The organism is Cellulomonas sp. Leaf334, assembly GCF_001424195.1.
Classification (GTDB): Bacteria; Actinomycetota; Actinomycetes; order Actinomycetales; family Cellulomonadaceae; genus Cellulomonas.
The window spans coordinates 349,860-367,321 of the sequence record NZ_LMOO01000005.1 but is presented as its reverse complement, the minus strand read 5'-3'; the positions used below and the strand labels follow the sequence as shown (position 1 = coordinate 367,321).

At 73.4% G+C, this 17,462-nt stretch carries 15 protein-coding genes and 1 pseudogene; 6 read left to right on the top strand and 10 right to left on the bottom strand.

Translation table 11 applies throughout. The annotated features are described in order from the left end of the window. Nucleotides 1-72: 72 nt before the first annotated feature. On the top strand, nucleotides 73-411 hold the full coding sequence (locus ASF78_RS12155) for a hypothetical protein (RefSeq protein ID WP_056589459.1): 339 nt from the start codon (nucleotides 73-75) through the stop codon (nucleotides 409-411). On the opposite strand, the gene ASF78_RS12150 is transcribed toward ASF78_RS12155, so the two are convergent. After that, nucleotides 408-2,141, bottom strand: coding sequence for a GMC family oxidoreductase (locus ASF78_RS12150; RefSeq protein ID WP_056589453.1), 1,734 nt, complete (start codon nucleotides 2,139-2,141; stop codon nucleotides 408-410). The two genes, ASF78_RS12155 and ASF78_RS12150, sit on opposite strands and share 4 nt — an antisense overlap. Between ASF78_RS12150 and ASF78_RS12145 the strand changes: the two genes are divergently transcribed. From ASF78_RS12145 to ASF78_RS12135, 3 genes are all read left to right on the top strand, one after another. Beyond that, a complete protein-coding gene (locus tag ASF78_RS12145) occupies nucleotides 2,140-2,724 on the top strand; it encodes a protein-L-isoaspartate O-methyltransferase (protein ID WP_056589450.1) in 585 nt (194 codons plus the stop codon). The genes ASF78_RS12150 and ASF78_RS12145 overlap by 2 nt on opposite strands. A gap of 141 nt (nucleotides 2,725-2,865) precedes the next feature. After that, nucleotides 2,866-6,999 (top strand): S8 family serine peptidase, encoded by a 4,134-nt coding sequence (locus ASF78_RS12140; protein WP_056589447.1) that lies wholly within the window; start codon nucleotides 2,866-2,868, stop codon nucleotides 6,997-6,999. 160 nt (nucleotides 7,000-7,159) lie between these two features. Then, nucleotides 7,160-7,672 (top strand): DUF3806 domain-containing protein, encoded by a 513-nt coding sequence (locus ASF78_RS12135; RefSeq protein WP_082495012.1) that lies wholly within the window; start codon nucleotides 7,160-7,162, stop codon nucleotides 7,670-7,672. On the opposite strand, the gene ASF78_RS12130 is transcribed toward ASF78_RS12135, so the two are convergent. From ASF78_RS12130 to ASF78_RS12120, 3 genes are read right to left on the bottom strand one after another with little or no spacing between them, the layout of a single operon-like run. Beyond that, nucleotides 7,644-8,501 (bottom strand): hypothetical protein, encoded by an 858-nt coding sequence (locus tag ASF78_RS12130; protein WP_200940598.1) that lies wholly within the window; start codon nucleotides 8,499-8,501, stop codon nucleotides 7,644-7,646. The two genes, ASF78_RS12135 and ASF78_RS12130, sit on opposite strands and share 29 nt — an antisense overlap. Nucleotides 8,502-8,533: 32 nt before the next feature. Continuing rightward, the gene (locus ASF78_RS12125; protein WP_056589439.1) at nucleotides 8,534-8,968 is read right to left on the bottom strand and encodes a hypothetical protein; all 435 of its coding nucleotides are present in this window, start codon (nucleotides 8,966-8,968) and stop codon (nucleotides 8,534-8,536) included. Between the two features lie 10 nt (nucleotides 8,969-8,978). Continuing rightward, nucleotides 8,979-9,467, bottom strand: a complete 489-nt coding sequence (locus ASF78_RS12120) for a ribonuclease H (RefSeq protein WP_056589436.1) — start codon at nucleotides 9,465-9,467, stop codon at nucleotides 8,979-8,981. Nucleotides 9,468-9,581: 114 nt separating this feature from the next. On the opposite strand from ASF78_RS12120, the gene ASF78_RS12115 reads away from it, so the two are divergent. Continuing rightward, nucleotides 9,582-10,100, top strand: a complete 519-nt coding sequence (locus ASF78_RS12115) for a hypothetical protein (protein WP_056589434.1) — start codon at nucleotides 9,582-9,584, stop codon at nucleotides 10,098-10,100. A gap of 4 nt (nucleotides 10,101-10,104) precedes the next feature. Here ASF78_RS12115 and ASF78_RS12110 read toward each other — a convergent pair whose 3' ends face one another. Next, on the bottom strand, nucleotides 10,105-10,644 hold the full coding sequence (locus ASF78_RS12110; RefSeq protein WP_082495011.1) for a DoxX family protein: 540 nt from the start codon (nucleotides 10,642-10,644) through the stop codon (nucleotides 10,105-10,107). A gap of 168 nt (nucleotides 10,645-10,812) precedes the next feature. Then, entirely contained in the window at nucleotides 10,813-11,763 is a 951-nt protein-coding gene (locus tag ASF78_RS12105; RefSeq protein WP_056589431.1) for a 5'-3' exonuclease, read from the bottom strand. 1,417 nt (nucleotides 11,764-13,180) lie between these two features. On the opposite strand from ASF78_RS12105, the pseudogene ASF78_RS23410 reads away from it, so the two are divergent. Beyond that, a pseudogene (locus tag ASF78_RS23410) lies at nucleotides 13,181-13,513 on the top strand (pentapeptide repeat-containing protein); the annotation flags it as partial. A 283-nt stretch (nucleotides 13,514-13,796) separates the two neighbouring features. Here the strand turns inward: ASF78_RS23410 and ASF78_RS12095 are convergent. The 4 genes from ASF78_RS12095 to ASF78_RS12080 all read right to left on the bottom strand — a co-directional run bounded on the left by ASF78_RS12095 (nucleotide 13,797) and on the right by ASF78_RS12080 (nucleotide 17,327). Continuing rightward, on the bottom strand, nucleotides 13,797-14,531 hold the full coding sequence (locus tag ASF78_RS12095; protein ID WP_369816325.1) for an RNA polymerase sigma factor: 735 nt from the start codon (nucleotides 14,529-14,531) through the stop codon (nucleotides 13,797-13,799). A 133-nt stretch (nucleotides 14,532-14,664) separates the two neighbouring features. Continuing rightward, nucleotides 14,665-16,257, bottom strand: a complete 1,593-nt coding sequence (locus ASF78_RS12090; RefSeq protein WP_056589423.1) for a chromosome partitioning protein — start codon at nucleotides 16,255-16,257, stop codon at nucleotides 14,665-14,667. Nucleotides 16,258-16,445: 188 nt separating this feature from the next. Beyond that, complete coding sequence (locus ASF78_RS12085; RefSeq protein WP_056589420.1) at nucleotides 16,446-16,886, bottom strand: ATP-binding protein; 441 nt, start codon at nucleotides 16,884-16,886, stop codon at nucleotides 16,446-16,448. Between the two features lie 78 nt (nucleotides 16,887-16,964). After that, nucleotides 16,965-17,327: a VOC family protein gene (locus ASF78_RS12080; RefSeq protein ID WP_056589417.1), complete on the bottom strand. Its 363-nt coding sequence runs from the start codon at nucleotides 17,325-17,327 to the stop codon at nucleotides 16,965-16,967. Nucleotides 17,328-17,462: the final 135 nt, after the last annotated feature.

Here is a 17,462-nt window from a genome sequence, read left to right as displayed (position 1 = left end):
GGGGAGATCTCGTGAGGATTCCGTTACGGCTTCGTCACATAATTCATAGGCTCGGGCCGATACGATGCCGCCGTGCCCCCTGAACTGCCCCCTGAACTGCCCTCTGACGCGCCTCACCCACGCGGCCTCGACGACCTCTACGACATCGCCCGGCTGGCCGAGCGGCTCGGGGTCGAGCACGCCACCATCCGTGTCTGGCTCTCGCGCAAGGTGCCGTGGCTGCCGCAGCCCGACGGCCGGCTCAACGGCGGCGCCGTCTGGCGCGCGACGACCCTCGAGGGCATCGAGATGCGCCGGGAGCGGGGCCGTCCGGGGCGCAAGCCGAAGTTCGTCCCCGCCGCGTCGGCCGCCGACGTGCCGCGCACCGGCATGATCCCCGTCGTCGCCGCCGCAGGGTCGAGCAGCAGCTAGAGGACCGTCAGCCGCAGCGCCCCGGGTGCCGACACGGGCACCGCCGGTCGGACCGGACGCACGGGCGCCAGCCGCACGTACGGCTCCCCCGGCGCGGGCCGCGGATCGGGCTCGCCCACGTTGGGCCACAGGGCGAACGCACGCTCGGCCTGCGCCGTGATGGTCAGCGACGGGTTCACCCCGAGGTTCGCGGAGACCGTCGACCCGTCGACGACGTGCAGCCCGGGATGCCCGAACACCCGGTGGTACGGGTCGACCACCCCCTCGGCAGCGGACCGGCCGATCGTGCAGCCGCCCAGGAAGTGCGCCGTCATCGGCACGTCCACGACCTCACCGAGCCCGCCCGCCGGGAAGCCCCCGAGGTGGACCGCCATCCGCCGGTAGGCGGCGTTCGCGGCCGGGATCCACGTCGGGTTCGGCTCACCCTCGCCGGGGGCCGACGTCAGCCGGGTCGTGCCGCGCCAGGTCCGCCGCGGGCGCACCGTGATCGAGGCCCCGCCGGTCTGCATGACCAGCCCGATGACCGTGCGCTGCGACCAGCTGCCCAGCCCGAGCACGATCGACGCGACCTGCCCCGGGTGCCGCATCACGGTGCCGAGCCAGCGCACCGGGCGGGGCACGCGTCCGCCACCGTCGGTCAGCACGGTGCTCAGCAGGCCCATGAGCTGGGACCCCCGCCCGTAGCGCACCGGTTCGAGGTGGGTGTGGTCGTCGAGGTGGACCGACGACGTGATGGCGACGCCACGGGTCATGTCCGGCCGTCGACGCCGGCCGCGCCAGCGCGTGGCCGCCCCGCCGAGCGACTCGCTGTTGGTGCGCGTCAGCACACCGAGCCGGTCGGAGAGGCCGGGCAGGGTGCCGTCGGCCTTCAACCGGTGCAGGAGCTCCTGCGTGCCCCAGGTCCCCGCCGCGAGCACCACCTGCCCGGCGGTCACGGTCCGGTCCCCGCCGCGGCGACCCGTCCGCGTGGTGCGCACCTCCCACTCCGGTCCGCGTGGACGGAGCGAGGTCACGGTCGTCTCGGCGACCACGCGCGCACCCGCCCGCTCGGCCAGGTACAGGTAGTTCGTCGGCAGCGTGTTCTTCGCGCCGTGCCGGCAGCCCGTCATGCACTCGCCGCACTCCAGGCACCCGCGTCGCGAGGGCCCGGCGCCACCGAAGAACGGGTCCGGCACGACCGCGCCGGGCGTCCCGAACACCACGCCGACGGGGGCCAGCCGGAAGGTGTGCCCGACGCCCAGGTCCTCGGCCGTCCTGCGCACGACCTCGTCGGCGGGCGTGGTGGTGGGGTTGTCGACGACACCGAGCATGCGGCTCGCCTGGTCGTAGAAGGGCGCCAGCTCCGCGCGCCAGTCGGTGATGCCCGCCCACTGCGGGTCGCGGTAGAACGCATCGGACGTCGGCCGGTAGAGGGTGTTCGCGTAGTTGAGCGACCCGCCGCCGACGCCCGCACCCGCCAGCACCACGACGTCGGGCAGCACGTGGATGCGCTGGAGGCCGAGCCAGCCCAAGCGTGGCACCCAGAGGAACCGGCGGACGTCCCACGAGGTCCGGGGAAGGGTCTCGTCGGTGAACCGGCGACCCGCCTCGATCACCAGGACGCGGTAGCCCTTCTCGACGAGACGCAGCGCGGCCACGGACCCGCCGAACCCGGACCCGACGACCACGACGTCGTACTCGGCCACGGCGCCCTCCCTCGGACTGGTGGGCCGATCGTAGGCTCGACCCATGCACGAAGGTGCGGACCCGACGCGCGCCGCCGACGTGGCCGACGCGATGCGCGTCCTCGCGCGTGAGCGGTTCCTGCCCGTCGAGCAGCGCGCCCGCGCGCACGAGGACCAGCCGCTGCCGCTGTGGCACGGGCAGACGAGCTCGCAGCCGAGCACGGTCGCGGCGATGCTCCGGCTGCTGCGGGTCCCCGTCGGCGCGCGCGTCCTGGACGTCGGCTCGGGCTCGGGCTGGACGACGGCGCTGCTCGCGCGGCTCGTCGGCCCCGACGGCGCGGTGCTCGGGCTGGAGCTGGATCCCGAGCTCGCCGTCTGGGGTGCGGAGAACCTCGACGCCTGCGACCTGCCGTGGGCGCGGATCGAGCCAGCGACGCCCGGCGCGCTGGGGCGGCCGGTGGACGGCGGGTGGGACCGGATCCTGGTGTCGGCGTCGCCGAGGTCACTGCCGTCCGTCCTCGTCGACCAGCTCGCCGAGGGGGGTCGGCTGGTGATCCCGGTCCGCTCGACGATGCACCTCGTGGAGCGCATCGCAGGCCAGACACGTGTCACCACGCACGGCTCGTACTCGTTCGTGCCCCTGCGCTGACGCGTGACGAACCGTCCAATTCGCCTCAAGGTGACGAATGCCGTACCTGCCAGTAACGTGCACCGAGCGTGCGCCTCTGTGTGACTACCGTCACGTCGATCTGCACGCCTGTCGATCCTCCTCGAAGCCAGGGATGCGCACATGCCACGTCGACCCGTCCTCGCCGCAGTCACCGCCTTGTCCGTCGCGGTCACCACCGCGTTACTCGGCGCCGGCGGCGCATCGGCGGCACCACCGCCGACGGACGGCCCGACCGCAGGGAACCCGAGGGCGATCGACGGTCGCCTCGACGCCAAGCTCGCTCGCGACCTGGTCGGGGCCACCGGCACGGTCACCGCGTTCGTCCAGCTCGACGCCAGGTCCGGCAGCGAGGTCACCGCCGACGGTGGCACCCCCGCCGAGGTCAAGGAGGCAGCCGCCGACACCGAGGCGCTCGCCGACGAGGTCGTCCCGCAGCAGGCCACCGCCCGCTCGGCCACGGCCGCCCCGAAGCAGATCGCGACCCTGACCAACCTCGTCGCGGGCACGCTGGTCACCGGCGACGCCGCGCAGGTCCGCGCGCTCGCCGAGTCCCCCGACGTGGTCGCCGTCTACCGCGTCACCCCGAAGACCGCCACCAACGCGCACAACGTCGAGTTCACGCGCGCGCTGCAGGTGTGGCAGGACACCGGCCAGACCGGCGAGGGCGTCCGCATCGGCGTCATCGACACCGGTCTCGACTACACGCACGCCGACTTCGGCGGCCCCGGCACGGTCGAGGCGTACGAGGAGGCCTACGGCGAGGACGGCTCCGGCCCGGTCCCCGACGGCTTCTACGACCCGGCCAAGTTCATCGGCGGGTACGACTTCGCCGGCGCCCTGTACAGCGCGAGCGACGACATCGAGGGCGCGACCCCCGTCCCGGCGCCCGACGAGAACCCGATCGACGGCACCTACCTGTCGGACAACAGCGGCCACGGCACGCACGTGTCCGGCACCGCTGCCGGCTACGGCGTGCTGCCCGACGGCACCACGTTCGACGGCGACTACAGCAGCCTGACCGACGTCTCCGACTGGATGGTCGGCCCCGGCACCGCACCCGGCGCGGGGATCTTCGTCCTCAAGGTGTTCGGTGACATCGGCGGCTCGACCAACCTGACGTCGCTCGCGCTCGACCGCGCCGCGGACCCGAACGCTGACGGCGACTTCAGCGACCGCCTCGACGTCGTCAACATGTCCCTGGGCAGCGACGGCTCCCCCGCCGACGACCCGGACAACCTGCTGATCGACGCGCTGACCGCGCTCGGCACCGTCATGGTGATCTCGTCCGGCAACGCCGGTGACATCACCGACATCGGGGGCAGCCCGGGCAACTCCGCGAGCGCCCTGACCGTCGCGAACTCCGTCGGCGCCCCGCAGACGTACGACGGCGTCGAGGTCACCGCCGCCGCGAACCCGGCGCTCGTCGGCATCCACTCCGGCCAGAACTCGGTCGCCTACGGCGGCGCGGACGTGACCGCACCGGTCGGCAACCCCGGCTCCAACTTCGACGGCTGCACGACGTTCACCGCCGCGCAGGCGGCTGCCGTCGCCGGCAAGGTCGCCTACCTCTGGTGGAACGACGACGACACGGCCCGCCGCTGCGGCTCGGTCGTCCGGTTCAACAACGCGACGGCCGCCGGTGCGGTCGGCGTGCTGCTGCCCACGGAGCTGACCCCGTTCCCGGCCGGCATCTCCGGCAACGCCGCCATCCCCGGCTTCCAGATGACCGCGGCCACGACAGACCGTCTGCTCCCGGAGATCGAGGCGGGCACCCTGACCGTGCACATCGGCCCCGGCCTGGCCGGCACGGTCGTCGAGGACATCGCGGGCGACATGCTCAACGGTGGCTCGTCGCGCGGCGTGCACGGCTCCCTCGGCCACGGCAAGCCTGACGTCGCCGCTCCCGGCACGCAGATCCTGTCCGCCGCCTCGGGTGCCGGCAACGAGCCGAACTCCCTGTCCGGCACCTCGATGTCGAGCCCGCACGTCGCGGGCATCGCCGCCCTGGTCCGCGCTGCCCACCCCAGCTGGGAGGCCGAGCAGGTCAAGGCCGCCGTCGTGAACACCGCGACGCACGACATCTGGACGGGTCCCGGCGGGACCGGCACGGCCTACGGGCCGGAGCGGGTCGGCTCGGGTCGCGTCGACGCGTTCGACGCCGTGAACACCAACGTCATCGCCTACAACACGCAGGACCCCGAGCAGACCTCGGTCACCTGGGGTGTCGTGCCGGTGGGTGACACGACGGTCGTCGCCAAGAAGACCGTCACGGTGAAGAACTTCGGCACGACGAGCCAGCGGTACACCACCTCGGTGTCGAGCTCGTCGACCGCGGGTGGCGCCACCATCACGGCCTCCCCGGCATCGATCACCCTGGCACCCGGGAAGTCCGCGGTCGTGACCCTCACGCTCACGGCGGACCCGCTGACGCTCGAGCGCGAGCTCGACCCGACGTCCGCCGCTGTCCAGGCCGGCGTGCCGCGCGACTACGTCGCCCAGGTCTCGGGCCGCCTGGTCCTGACCTCCGGGTCCTCGCAGCTGCGCGTCCCGCTGCAGGCGGCACCGCGGCTGGTCTCCGACCTGACGGCCTCCCCGGTCGTCTTCGCCGACGCCGCTGCGCCGACGGCGGACCTCGCGATCTCCGGTCGCGGCGTGGCGTCGGGCGGCTGGTTCTCGCTCACCACCCCGCTGAACCTCGGCGCCACGAGCCCCAAGCTCGAGAGCACCCCGGGGCTCGTCACCTCGCCGTCGGCCACCGCCGCCGGCGACATCCGGTACGTCGGCTGGGCCTCGACGGCACCCGCGGTCGCCGCGGCCGGCGGCGACCCGACCACGGGCCTCCTGGGCATCGGCATCGCGACCGACGGGGAGTGGGCCACGCTCGGCCGCTACGTCATCCCCGTCATCGACATCGACATCGACGGTGACGGCGCCTTCGACCTGGAGACCGTCGTCCAGAAGTACAACGCCGACGCCGACGTCACGATCGCTGCGACGTTCGACTACAACACCGGCGAGAACCTCGACGTCCAGCTCATCAACGGGTTCTCCGGCAACCTCGACACGGGCGTCTTCGACAGCAACGTGCTGGTCGCGCCGATCGGGCTCGACTGGGCCGGCATCCCCGTCGGGTCCACCCCGACGATCTCCGTGTCGACGTACTCCGACTACGCGCAGGCGGACTCGGGCGTCCTGGACACGGCCGACTCGTTCACGGTGAACCCGTACGACCCGGCGTTCTGGTTCGACAACGACATCCCGGGCTCGTTCTCCACGCTCGGGGAGGACGGTGCGGTCATCCCGGTCCACAAGGGCACCGGTGCGGCCGACGGTCAGCTCCTGGTGTTCCAGCACCAGAACGCCGACACCGCTTCCCGCGTGCAGGTGGTGGACGTCACGGTCCCGGCGGCGACGCCGACGACCACGACGCTCGCGGTCACGGGCGGCAAGAAGGCCGGCCAGGAGCTCACGCTCACGGCGACCGTCGCCCCGGCCGAGGCCACGGGCACGGTCACGTTCCTCGACGGGCAGACCGAGATCGCCTCGGCGGCCGTCACGGCCGGCAAGGCGACCGCCAAGGTCAAGCTGGGGGCCGGTGCGCACTCGCTGAGCGCGACCTTCACGCCGGACAGCGGCCTCTACGCACCGTCCACGTCGGCGGTCGTCCCGGTCGACATCAAGAAGTCGGGCTCGACGACGGCGCTCACGCTGTCGAAGAACTCGGCACCGTTCGGCACGGTCACCACCGCCACGGTCGTCGTGACCGGGGCATCGGCGGCGCCGACGGGCACCGTCGAGATCAAGGAGAAGGGCAAGGTGCTCGGCACCGGCGAGCTCGTCGTGAACGGGCTCAAGGGCACCGCGACCATCGCCCTCCCGGCGGACCTCGCCGCGGGGACGCACCAGCTGACCGCCGTGTACGCGGGCAGCGCGGACGTCACCGGCTCGCAGACGCAGCGGTCGTACCGGGTGACCCCCGCGACGACCAGGGCGACGCTCTCCGCGGACTCGTGGACCGTGGCCAAGGGGGCGAAGGCGAAGGTCACCGTCGCTCTCTCGGGCGCTCCGGCGCCGACGGGATCGGTGACGTTCACCGTGGGCCTGCAGCGGGTGGCCACCGTGCCGCTCGCCAACGGCACCGCCACGGTGACCCTGCCGGCGGCGCAGCGGTCGGGCGTCGTCATCGCGTACTACACGGGGAGCGGCGGCTACCTGCCGACGGTCGCCGCGCACACGCTGACCGTGCAGCGCTGAGCCTCCGGCTCGTCTGACGTGGGCCGCGTCGACCACCTGGTCGGCGCGGCCCACGTCGCTCTCCTCCGAGTCAGTTGCCCGCGGAGACCATCAGCGCCGACCGGGGGACGTCGCAGATCTCAGGTTCAAGGGCCGCCCCGTCGGCGTCGATAGGAGTGACATGGGATTGTTCAGACGCGCAGCGAGGCCGTCCGACGGCCAGGTGGTGCCGCACCCGCACGCGCCCGCCGACGAGAGCCGCTCGGTCGAGGTCGAGCCGCTGAACGCCGCCGAGCAGGTGTGGGCCGCGCAGCACCGCGAGATCATCTCGGGCCTGTGCGCAGGCACCGTCGACACGCAGACGCTCGGCGACCTCTTCGACCGGGTCCAGGCGATCTGGCTGCAGTCCGAGGAGCGTGACCGCACCGACCCGGAGTCGCTGGTGCACGCGTTCGGTGTGTCGCTCGGTGACCTCGTCGCCCAGCGGGTGCCCGGGCTCCTGTGGGGTTCGGCCCGCAGCGACGGCTCCCCCGAGCTGGTCCTGACGCACCCGGAGGTGGACCTGGTCGTGTTCCCGGTCGCCGCCGTCGCGAAGTCGTGGGGCGAGGCCCCCGTCGGCTGGGTCGCCGAGTACGTCGACGAGGCGTCGACCGGCGCCCTCGAGATCATCGCCGGGGCGCACCAACCGCACTGACGGGCATCCTGAACAACGCCCGGTCCGGGGCGAGCGACATCGGCACGGCGACGGCCGCCGCCGTCAGCACCCATGCCGAGTAGTCCAGGCCGATGAACAGCCAGATGCTGCCGTGCATCAGCGCCACCGACACGACGAACAGCACCCGGGTGCGGCGCACCGCGAGCCACAGCGGCGCGGTCAGCTCGAGCAGCAGCGCACCCCCCGCCAGGGACGCGCTCAACCACCCGTGCTCCGCGACGAGATGGGCCGCATCCTGCGCCACCGGCGTCACGCCGCCGGACAGGTTCGCCGACAGCCCCAGGCGCAGGACCCACGTCATGTTGTCGCTGAACACCCACTCCGGCCCGCTGTGCACCAGCTTCTGCGCGCCCGACACGACGTACGCCGTCGCCAGCACGGCGAGCGCCGCCCGCGGGGGCCACCCGTAGCGGACCCGGAGGTCGGACCACCCGTCCCTCGGCGGACCCGACGCGAACAGGAAGACGGCGCCCACCAGCACGGTCAGCACGTCGTTGTGCATGACCTTCCCGGAGCTCCCCCACAGCGCCGTCAGCGACGTGTACGCGATCCACAGCCCGACGAACGCCAGGTGCGGCCGCCTCTGCGCGACGACCAGCACCGCGCACACCAGACCGACGACCTGGACGGCGACCAGGGCCCAGGGGGCCGGGGTTCCCGTGTACCAGCTCATCACCGTCAGCCCGTCGCGCAGCGCAGCGGGACGCTCGGCGATCAGCGTCCAGTCGCGGGTGGCGAGCCGCAGGGCGATGACGACCGCCAGGAGGATCTGGACCTCGGCCAGCCGGAAGCCCGGTCCGGGTGCCACCAGACGGTCGTCGACGCGTGACCAGAGCCCCCTCACAGGTCGACGACCACGATCGTCGTCCGGCCGACGTCGGTCCACGTGTGCGTGTCGACGTCGTACGCGCGGGCGATCCGGTCCAGCCGCACCGACCCCACCGACACCGGGTCGACGCCCGACACGGAGAGCCAGGCGAGGACCAGGTCGCGCTGGACCTCCTCCGACTCCCCGACGAGGTCCGGGAACTGCCGGTCGGTCGTCACGAGGACCGGATTCCGCTCCGAGACCAGCAGGGGCTCGTCGGTCCCGTCCAGATGCTCGGCGACGAGCTCGAGCCGTGTCTGGTCGGCGGACCTCGTCGTGCTGAAGAGCCGGAACGCGGTCATCGGCCACAGCTCCAGCTGGCCGACGGCGAACACCGCCATGAGCGCCAGGAGGGACCACGTGACGGCGCGGCCGACCCTGGCCTCCCGCCGCTGCTCCGTCGTCACCCCGCGGATCCTAGAAGAGGACGTCCGGCTCGGGCTGGGCCGCGACCACCGGCACGGGCACGGGGGCGCCGTCACGGACGTTCCGGGCAGCGATGCCCGCGAGCTCGTCGGCACGCTCGTTGAAGTGGTCACCCTGGTGGCCGCGGACCCAGACGAACGAGACCGCGCCCGGCCGCGTCGCGATGGCGGCCTCGATGGACTGGATCAGCGCGAGGTTCTGGACGGGTCCGCCGCCGGCCGTCCGCCAGCCCTTGCGCTTCCAGCCGGCCACCCACTCCGACGAGCACTTGATCGCGTACAGCGAGTCGGCCTGGATCACCAGGGGCTGGTCGCCGGGGTGCGAGCGGACGGCCTCGAGCACCGCCATGAGCTCGGCGACCTGGTTGGTGCCCGACGCGTGACCGCCGCTCGCGCTGGAGCCGTCGTGGTTCGCCCACGCCCACCCGATGGCGCCGCCGGGGTTGCGCAGGCAGGAGCCGTCCGTGCTGACCGTGATCACGGACAGTGATTCTGCCGTGCCCCGGACGCCGGGACGACCAGCGGCACTCGCCCGAACGGGGTCAATCGGTGCGTACCCGCTCAGGTGCTCGGCGGGATCGACCGATGTGTCCGCATGACGACGTTCGACGACACGGACCTGTTCTCCGAGGCGTTCCACGACTTCCGCTCCGTCGGGAGCTCGCGTCGTCGCCCCGCGCTGCTGACCCCGGTGGTGATGGTGGCCGCTGCGCTCCTGGTGGCCGTCGGGTTCCTCTGGGCACGCGGTGGTCCGCTGCTCGCCGACTCCTCCGTCGACGCGTCGACGCTCCTGCCCCAGTTCGCCGCCGAGCAGACCTCCCGGGACCGGCTGTCCGCCGACGAGCTGGACGACCTGGCCGTCGACCGGCGCTCCACCCGGTTCCTCACCGAGACGTCGACCGGCCAGCACTACGCCGCGGTCGGTTCCGCCGGTTCGCTGTGCGTCGTGACCGTGCAGCCCGGCGAGCTGTCCGCGCTCACGTGCGCGCCGCCCACGCAGACCGCCCGGATCGCCGTGGACGAGACGCTCCTCGTCGTCGCGTCGTCGGGGCCCGTCCCGGCCGCCGCGAACGGCTGGCGCGAGGCGGGCCCCGACGTCTTCGTGAACGACTGACGGCTCACTCGGGCAGGCGCAGGCGGGCTCCGAGCGCGGCGGCTCCGACGACCGCAGCGGCGGCCACCAGCACGATGTCCTTCAGCACGTACTGACCCGTCAGGGTCGGTCCGCCGGCCGGGAACAGCTCGCCGAAGAAGAGCACCAGCGGCGACATGATGCCGACCATCGCACCGGCCAGGATCACCAGGCCGGTGCGCAGGAACAGCCCCGTGACCAGGGTCAGACCGATGACGGTCTCCATGATCGCGGTCAGCAGCAGCGCCGCCGTCGGCCCGACGAGCCCGAACGTGAGCGTGCCGATGGTCCGCTCGGCCAGCTCCGCCGCCGGGCTCATGCCGGGGAAGAACTTCAGGACGCCGAAGCCGAGGAACACCAGACCGAGGCTGATCCGCAGCGCGGTGACGGAGTGCCGGGTGAGCACGGTCGCCAGGCCGCCGACGGCGCGGTCGACGACCGACGGGGTCGCGGACGCGTGGTGGACGAACGTGTTGTCCGGGCTGGGAGCGAATCGCGCCGGCTTCAGGGTGGGGGCGGAAGACATGGTCGTACCTCTCCGGTCGGCGCCCCGGTCGGGGCGCGGCGCCGGCGCGGTCCCCGGCTGGACATGGCTACTGGTCGGTAACCACGTCAGGGCAGGAGGACAGACACCCCTGTCTGATACGCCCGACTTCCACCTGTTCGGCCCAGTTCACCCACGCGGGTGACAGCGTCACCCCAGGGCGAGCGCGTCCACCACGCGCTTCACGCTCGACGACAGACCCCACCTCTCCGCCAGCGCGACCAGCCCGTCCGCGTCCGCGACGACGCGCGGCAGCCGGTCGTCGATGTCCCCCACCGGCGCGTCGGGAGCCACCCGGACGACCGCCGGAGCGACCGTCAGGTAGTCCGACGACTCCACCAGACGCCTCTTCTGCGTCGCCGTCAGCCCGGGGTCCCCCGCATCGCGCGCGGCCAGGATCCCGGTGAGCGACCCGTACCGGTGGATCAGCTGCGCGGCCGTCTTCTCCCCGATCCCCGGCACGCCCGGCAGGCCGTCGCTCGGGTCGCCGCGCAGCACCGCCATGTCCGCGTACGCCGGCCCCGTCGGCACCCCGTACTTCTCCTTCAGCACCGCCTGGTCGACCGTCATCAGGTCCCGGATGCCGCGGATCGTGTAGAGCACGCGCACCGGGACGGCGTCGTCGACCAGCTGGAACAGGTCCCGGTCCCCCGTGATGACCTCGACCACCGCAGGGTCCTGCTTCGCCACCTCGCGTGCGACCAGCGTGCCGATGACGTCGTCGGCCTCGTAGCCCGGCACCCCGACGCGCGTGATCCCGAGCGCCTCCAGGACCTCCACGATGATCGGCACCTGCGGCGCGAGCGTGTCCGGGACCTCCTCCGCGCCGGTCGTGCCGGGCACCTCGACGGCCACGCGGTGCGCCTTGTACGACGGGATCGCGTCGACCCGGAACTGCGGGCGCCAGTCGTCGTCCCAGCACATGACCAACCGCGTCGGCCGGTGCGCGGTCACCAGCGTCGCGATCATGTCCAGCAGCCCCCGGACCGCGTTCACGGGCGTCCCGTCGGGCGCCTTCACCGACTCGGGCACCCCGAAGTACGCCCGGAAGTACAGGGACGCGGTATCCAGCAGCAACAACTTCTCGGTGCGCTCAGCCATGGCCGGAAGTCAATCAGCAACCACCGACGACACGTCACCCCGACCACCGACGTGGTCGAGCCCGACCCCGCCTCCCCGCCGGGGTCGAGAACGCCATGAGTCGCGGCGAGTGGGCCCAGAACGCGACTCATGGCGTTCTCACGTGCTGCGCACCTGGGGCATCCGGCTACGTCGACGCCGTGCGACTCCGGGCACGACGAAGGCCGGTCGACGTCCCCTCCGACGTCGGCCGGCCTTCGTCCTGGTCTCCGGGAGGCGTCAGCCCACCGCGGAGAAGTCCAGCTGCTCGTCGACCACGGCGATCACGCTCCACGTGACCCCGTCCGCGTCGGCGAGCTCGTACGTCGGCACCAGCACCGACGCACCCGTCGGCAGCGTGGTCAGCGCCACGCCCAGCCGGGCCGAGACCAGCGTGACGTCCTGCACCGGCCACGCCAGGGGGCTGCCGGCGGTCGGCGTCGCGGGGACGGTCGGCTCGACCGGCACCGACGAGACCGAGTCGTCGGCGCGCATGCCCTCGGCCGCCAGCGGCATCACGCCACCGCCGCCCGTCGCACCGAACCGCGGGTCGCCCAGCCGTGCCACGGCCTCGGTCGCGCTGACGACGTCGTAGCTGCCCAGGTCGACCAGGGATGCCAGCGGCACGTACAGCGACTGCACCCCGTCGGCGACGAGCGTGACGTTGGCCGTGACCCCGGTCTGCTGGCCGTCGAGGACCTGGCTGGCGCTCACGTTGGTGACCTGCACGCTCCCCGGGTCCGTCGAGGCCGTGAACTGGTAGCCCGCGGGGTCGACGCCGACAGAGGACAGCACGTCCTTCGCCTGCGCGATCGCGGCGTCACCCGTCGGGGCGTCCTCCGAGGTCGCGCAGTCCGCCGGGGGGTCGACGATCGCCGGCTCCGGGACCGCGACACCGCCCTCGGCACCGTCCTGCGCGGGCTCGCTGATGCCGTCCGGCGCCGACCGCACGCAGTTCCACGGGTCCCGCGTCGGGTCGTAGTACGACAGGCTCGCGAGGCCGTCCGGCGACAGCGACACCGACGCACCCGTGCCGTCGTTCGGGCCGACCGACCACGAGCCGTACTCGAGCCGCGGCTGCCCGGACACCCCGAGCGCCGCAGCGGCCGTCGCGACCGTCGCCTCCGAGAACGCGCCCGCCGCGTCGAACCCCCACGCCGCGCCCGAGCCGCCGTCGGTCGACAGGCCGCTCGCCGTGAACACGGTCCGGCCGCCCCACCACGGGTACATCAGCTTCGCCGAGTCGTTCATGGCGATCCCGCCGCCGCCGCCCGCCATCGACGCCGCCTCGGGCGCGACCGCGTCACGCGCCGCACCGCCGCCGTCCAGCGTGATCGGCGGCGCAGCCGTCACGGTCTCCGGCGCGTTGCTCAGCCCGTACGCGTAGCTGCCGCCACCGATGACGGCCACACCCGCGACGACGGCCGCGACCTGCAGCCAGCGCGGTGCGCGGCGGGCACGACGGGCCGCGAGCTCGTCGCCCGGCGCCGTGACGGCCACCCCCGTCCGGTCCGACACCGCCGCGTACAGCGCGGGCAGGTTCGGGTCGGCGCCCGCGGCCGGGTCCGCCGCCTGCAGCCGCGCGAACGCGACGTCGTCGCCGCTGTCCGGCGCGGCACTCTCGGGTGCGACGCTCTCCTGCGCGGCGCTCTCCGGCGCGGCGCTCTCCTGCGCGGCACTCTCCGGCTCGGCACTCTCCGGCTCGGCACTCTCCGGCACGGCACTCTCCGGCACGGCACTCTCCGGCGCGGCACTCTCCGGCGCGGCGATCTCAGGTGCGGTGCCCGCGGTCGGGGTGGGGTCCGGCGTGCTGCCGGCTGCGTTCTCGTGCTCGGTGCGGTCGTCCACGGCTCTGCCTCCTGGTTCGGGTAGCCCTCTACCCCTCTTGTGTCCCGACCGCCCCACCCCTTGCACCCCCGAACTCGTCGGTCCAGGCCGAACTCGTCTGTCGCAACCGACGAGCTCGGCTGCAGCTGACGAGTTCGGCGGATGGTGCGCGAGCCGGACCCGGTGGGTCAGGACTCCGCTGTCGTCCACGCCTCGCGGAGGCGGGCGCGGGCGCGGCTCAGAGCGGCGTCGGCGCCGCCGCGGCCGATGCCGAGCACCTGGGCGAGCCCGTCGCCCGACAGGCCCTCCCACGCGTTCAGCAGCAGGATCTCGCGGTCGCGCGGGCTCAGGGCGCCGAGCACCTCACGCACGCGCTCCTCCTGGATCGCGCGGACGGCGGGGTCGTCGGAGTCGACCTCGTCCGGCACGTCCCCGACCGGGACCGGACGTCCCTTCCGACGGTGGTTCGCCACGACGAAGCCCGCGGTGCGGTACAGCCAGGGCAGCTCGGCGCCGTCCGGCACGTCCGCGCGACGGCGCCACGCGACCGTGAGCACGTCGGCCGCGAGGTCCTCGGCCTCGTCACGACCGGCACGCCGGACCACGAACCTGTGCACGGCGGTGGCGTGCGTCCGGACGAGCGCCTCGAACCACGCGGCATCGTGGAGCGTGCCGGCGTCCCCGCCGTCCGGGCTGCCGTCCGCGGCGGCGCGCACGGTGCCGGGCGTCTCGCCGCCGGTGCTGCCGGGGGGGCTGCCGGGGGTGCTGCCGTCCGCGTCGTCGGCCATGTCGTCCACTGTGCCGGAGAGCGGGCCGGGAGCGACCGGCGACGTGCCGTCGGTCGCGGGGACCGTCCCGCTGTCGTGCGTGCTCGGTGTCCGCGGCACAGTGCTCCCCTGCTCGTGGTCGACGAAGGCTCTCACCTGCTCTCTGTCACGAGCGGAGCCGATCTTGCACGAGCACGAGCACGAGATGTCTTTGCCCCGACGTCAGGCTCGCACGACGAACCCCCGTTGACGGCAGGTGCTCGCTCGACGACCGCTGGGGAACGAGCGGTCAGAGGCCGTCCGCGACCACGGCGGTGACCCGGAGCCAGGCGTCGCGCGTCGTCGTGCTGAGCGAGTCGTAGTCGATGGGTCCGCCCGAGACGAGCGCCTTGTCGTGCGGCACGTCGAGGACGGCCCGGGTGAGGGCGCCGAAGTGGGAGCGGAGCCGCTTCTGCAGGTCCTTGTCGACCTTCGGCTCGGGCGCGGACAGGACGGTGACCGCGCGTCGGACGGCCTCGTCGTGCCCGGTGGCGCGCAGCGCGTCGAGCGCCCAGGCGGCGGACTGCGCGGTGTCCTCGCGGACCGTGGAGACGACGACGATCTGGTCGGCGGCGGCGACGGCGGCCTGCCAGTTCGAGGCGCGCATGTTGTTGCCGGTGTCGATGACGAGCACCCGGTAGAACCGGGAGAGCACCTGGTGCAGCGACGTGAAGGAGTCCGCGTCGACGGACGACGCCGACGCGGAGTTCTCGTCGGACGCGAGGACGTCGAACTGCTCGCTGGGCTGCGTCCGCACGAACCCGTCGAGGTCCCCGATGCGGACGGTGCCCGCGGGCCCGAGCGCCGGCAGGGCGTTCAGGAGGTCGACGGCGGTGCGGGTGTGGTCGGCGTGCGAGGAGCGCCACCCGAGGGTGCCGCGCGTCTCGTTGTTGTCCCAGGCGAGCGTGTACCCGCCGCGCTGGAGGCCGAACGTCGCGGCCAGCAGCATGGTCGCGGTCGTCTTGTGGGCGCCGCCCTTGGGGTTGATGATCACGACCGTCTTGGGGCCGTCGAGGGTGCGTCGCACGGAGGCCGCGGCGATGCGTCGGCGTCGCTCGTCGCGCCCCGGACCCGGGGAGACCGCACCGAACGTGAGCCGTCGGATGCCGGCCTGCCAGCCGTGCTCGGCGGGCCCTCCTGCGGCGGCCGGGTGGCGTGCGGCGAGGAGGTCGTCGAGCGTCGGGAGCGGCTGCGACGGGCCCGGGGGCGGCGTCGCGAGCTGCGTCGGGGCAGCGGTCGCGGGCTCGGGCGCGGTCTCCTGCGCTCGCGCGGTCGTCGCACGCGTCGCCGCGGGTCCGCGGGTCGCGGTCGGTGTCGACCCGCTCGCCGGGCCCGACGACGCCGGCGTCGGCACCGGCGGGATGGCCATCGTCGGCGGGGTCACCGGTCCGGGCGTCTCGGTGGACGGCGACGCATCCCCCGCGGCCGGGGCCGTCAGCGAGGCAGTGGCAGGCAGCGTCGGCGTCGGCCGGTTCGTGTCGGCCGCGGCGGGCGCGGGGTCCGGATCCGGCGTCGCGACCTCCGGCTCCGCCTGGGCGACGACGTTCTGGTCGTCCACGTCGCCGGGCGCCTCGTCCACCAGGCCGTCGGCGTGGATCAGGAGCGACCAGACCCCGTCGGGGTCACGCACCTGGACCGGCACGGGCTGCCCGACGGTCCCCGCCAGCTCCGCGATCCGCGTGGTGATCGCCGCCCCCGCCTCGGCGAGGTTCGCCATCCGCACCCGCTCGACGACGCCGTCGATCGAGATCTCGCCGGTGCCGTCCTCGCGCACCTCGGCGCGGATGTCGGGCAGTCGGGTCGTCGTCGTCGACGCGTTCTTCCCGTCGGTGCCGTCACTCATGTCGTGGTTGCCCCTCGCTCCCGGTCGTCCGCCCCCGAAACTACGCCGCGCGGGCCCTGCGTGCATCGTGGAACCGCAGGCCAGCGCTGTACGAATGGTTCCGGGAGGTCCTCTGAGCAGGGCACGACGGGCCCCTGCGTGAGATGCGGCACCTCCGGACAACCCGGGCGTGTCGACGCACCGAGCACTCACTCGTCGGTGCGGACCTCGAACCAGACCGTCTTCCCGTCGGGGTGGGTCTGCGTGCCCCAGGCCGACGAGAGCGCCTCGACGAGGGCCAGACCGCGACCGCTCGGGGCCGTCGGCTCGGGGTGGCCGACCGTCGGGGTGCCGCCACCGGTGTCGCGGACCCCGACCCGGACCACGTCACCGTCGATCCGCACCTGGACGCGCACCGCCCCCGCGTCGGGACCGTGCACGACCGCGTTGGACACCAGCTCGCCCGTGAGCAGCTCGACCACCTGGTTCGACGCCCCGCCGACCCCGGCACCGGCGATGGTCTGCATCACCCAGTGCCGCGCGGCCCGGGGGGCGGACCGCTCGGCGGCGACGACGAGCTCGTCGTCGATGATGTGCGCGTCACGACGACGCGCACTCTTCGCACTCCGGAGATCCCTCACCTCGCCCACGCGCCCAGCCTGCCCGACCTGGTCCGTTCCTGCCCGAGGTGACCACGGACGCGTCCGGGTGAACAGACGTCCGCAGCGTCAGCCGAGCTGCACGAGACCGACCAGGTTGCCCTCGGAGTCGCGGACGAACGCGTGCTGCTCGTCGGTGCCGGCGGGGCCGAGCGTGTCGTCCTCGTGGCGGAAGATCACGTGCGGCTCGGACTCCACGACGACGCCCTGGCCGCGCAGCCGCTCGACCGTCGCGGTGACGTCGTCGACGCGCAGGTAGAGCAGCGCGGTGGGCGCGTTCACGTCGAGCAGCAGCCGGACGCCGTCGAGGTCGAAGAACAGCAGGCCGGGCGGGTCGAACCGCCCGGTCGGGGGATGGCCGAGCAGGTCGGTGTAGAACGCGGCGGCGCGGTCGAGGTCCTGTGCGCGCTGGGCGACCTGCACCAGTCCCATGCACCCATCGTGCACCTTCTGAGGTACCTCAGACGATCTCGACGTCACCTCAGACGTCGGGCGACCACCCTCAGGTGCTCCTGCGCGGAACTCCCTGCCCAGGACCCGTCGACCGACCGATCCGGCAGGCGACCC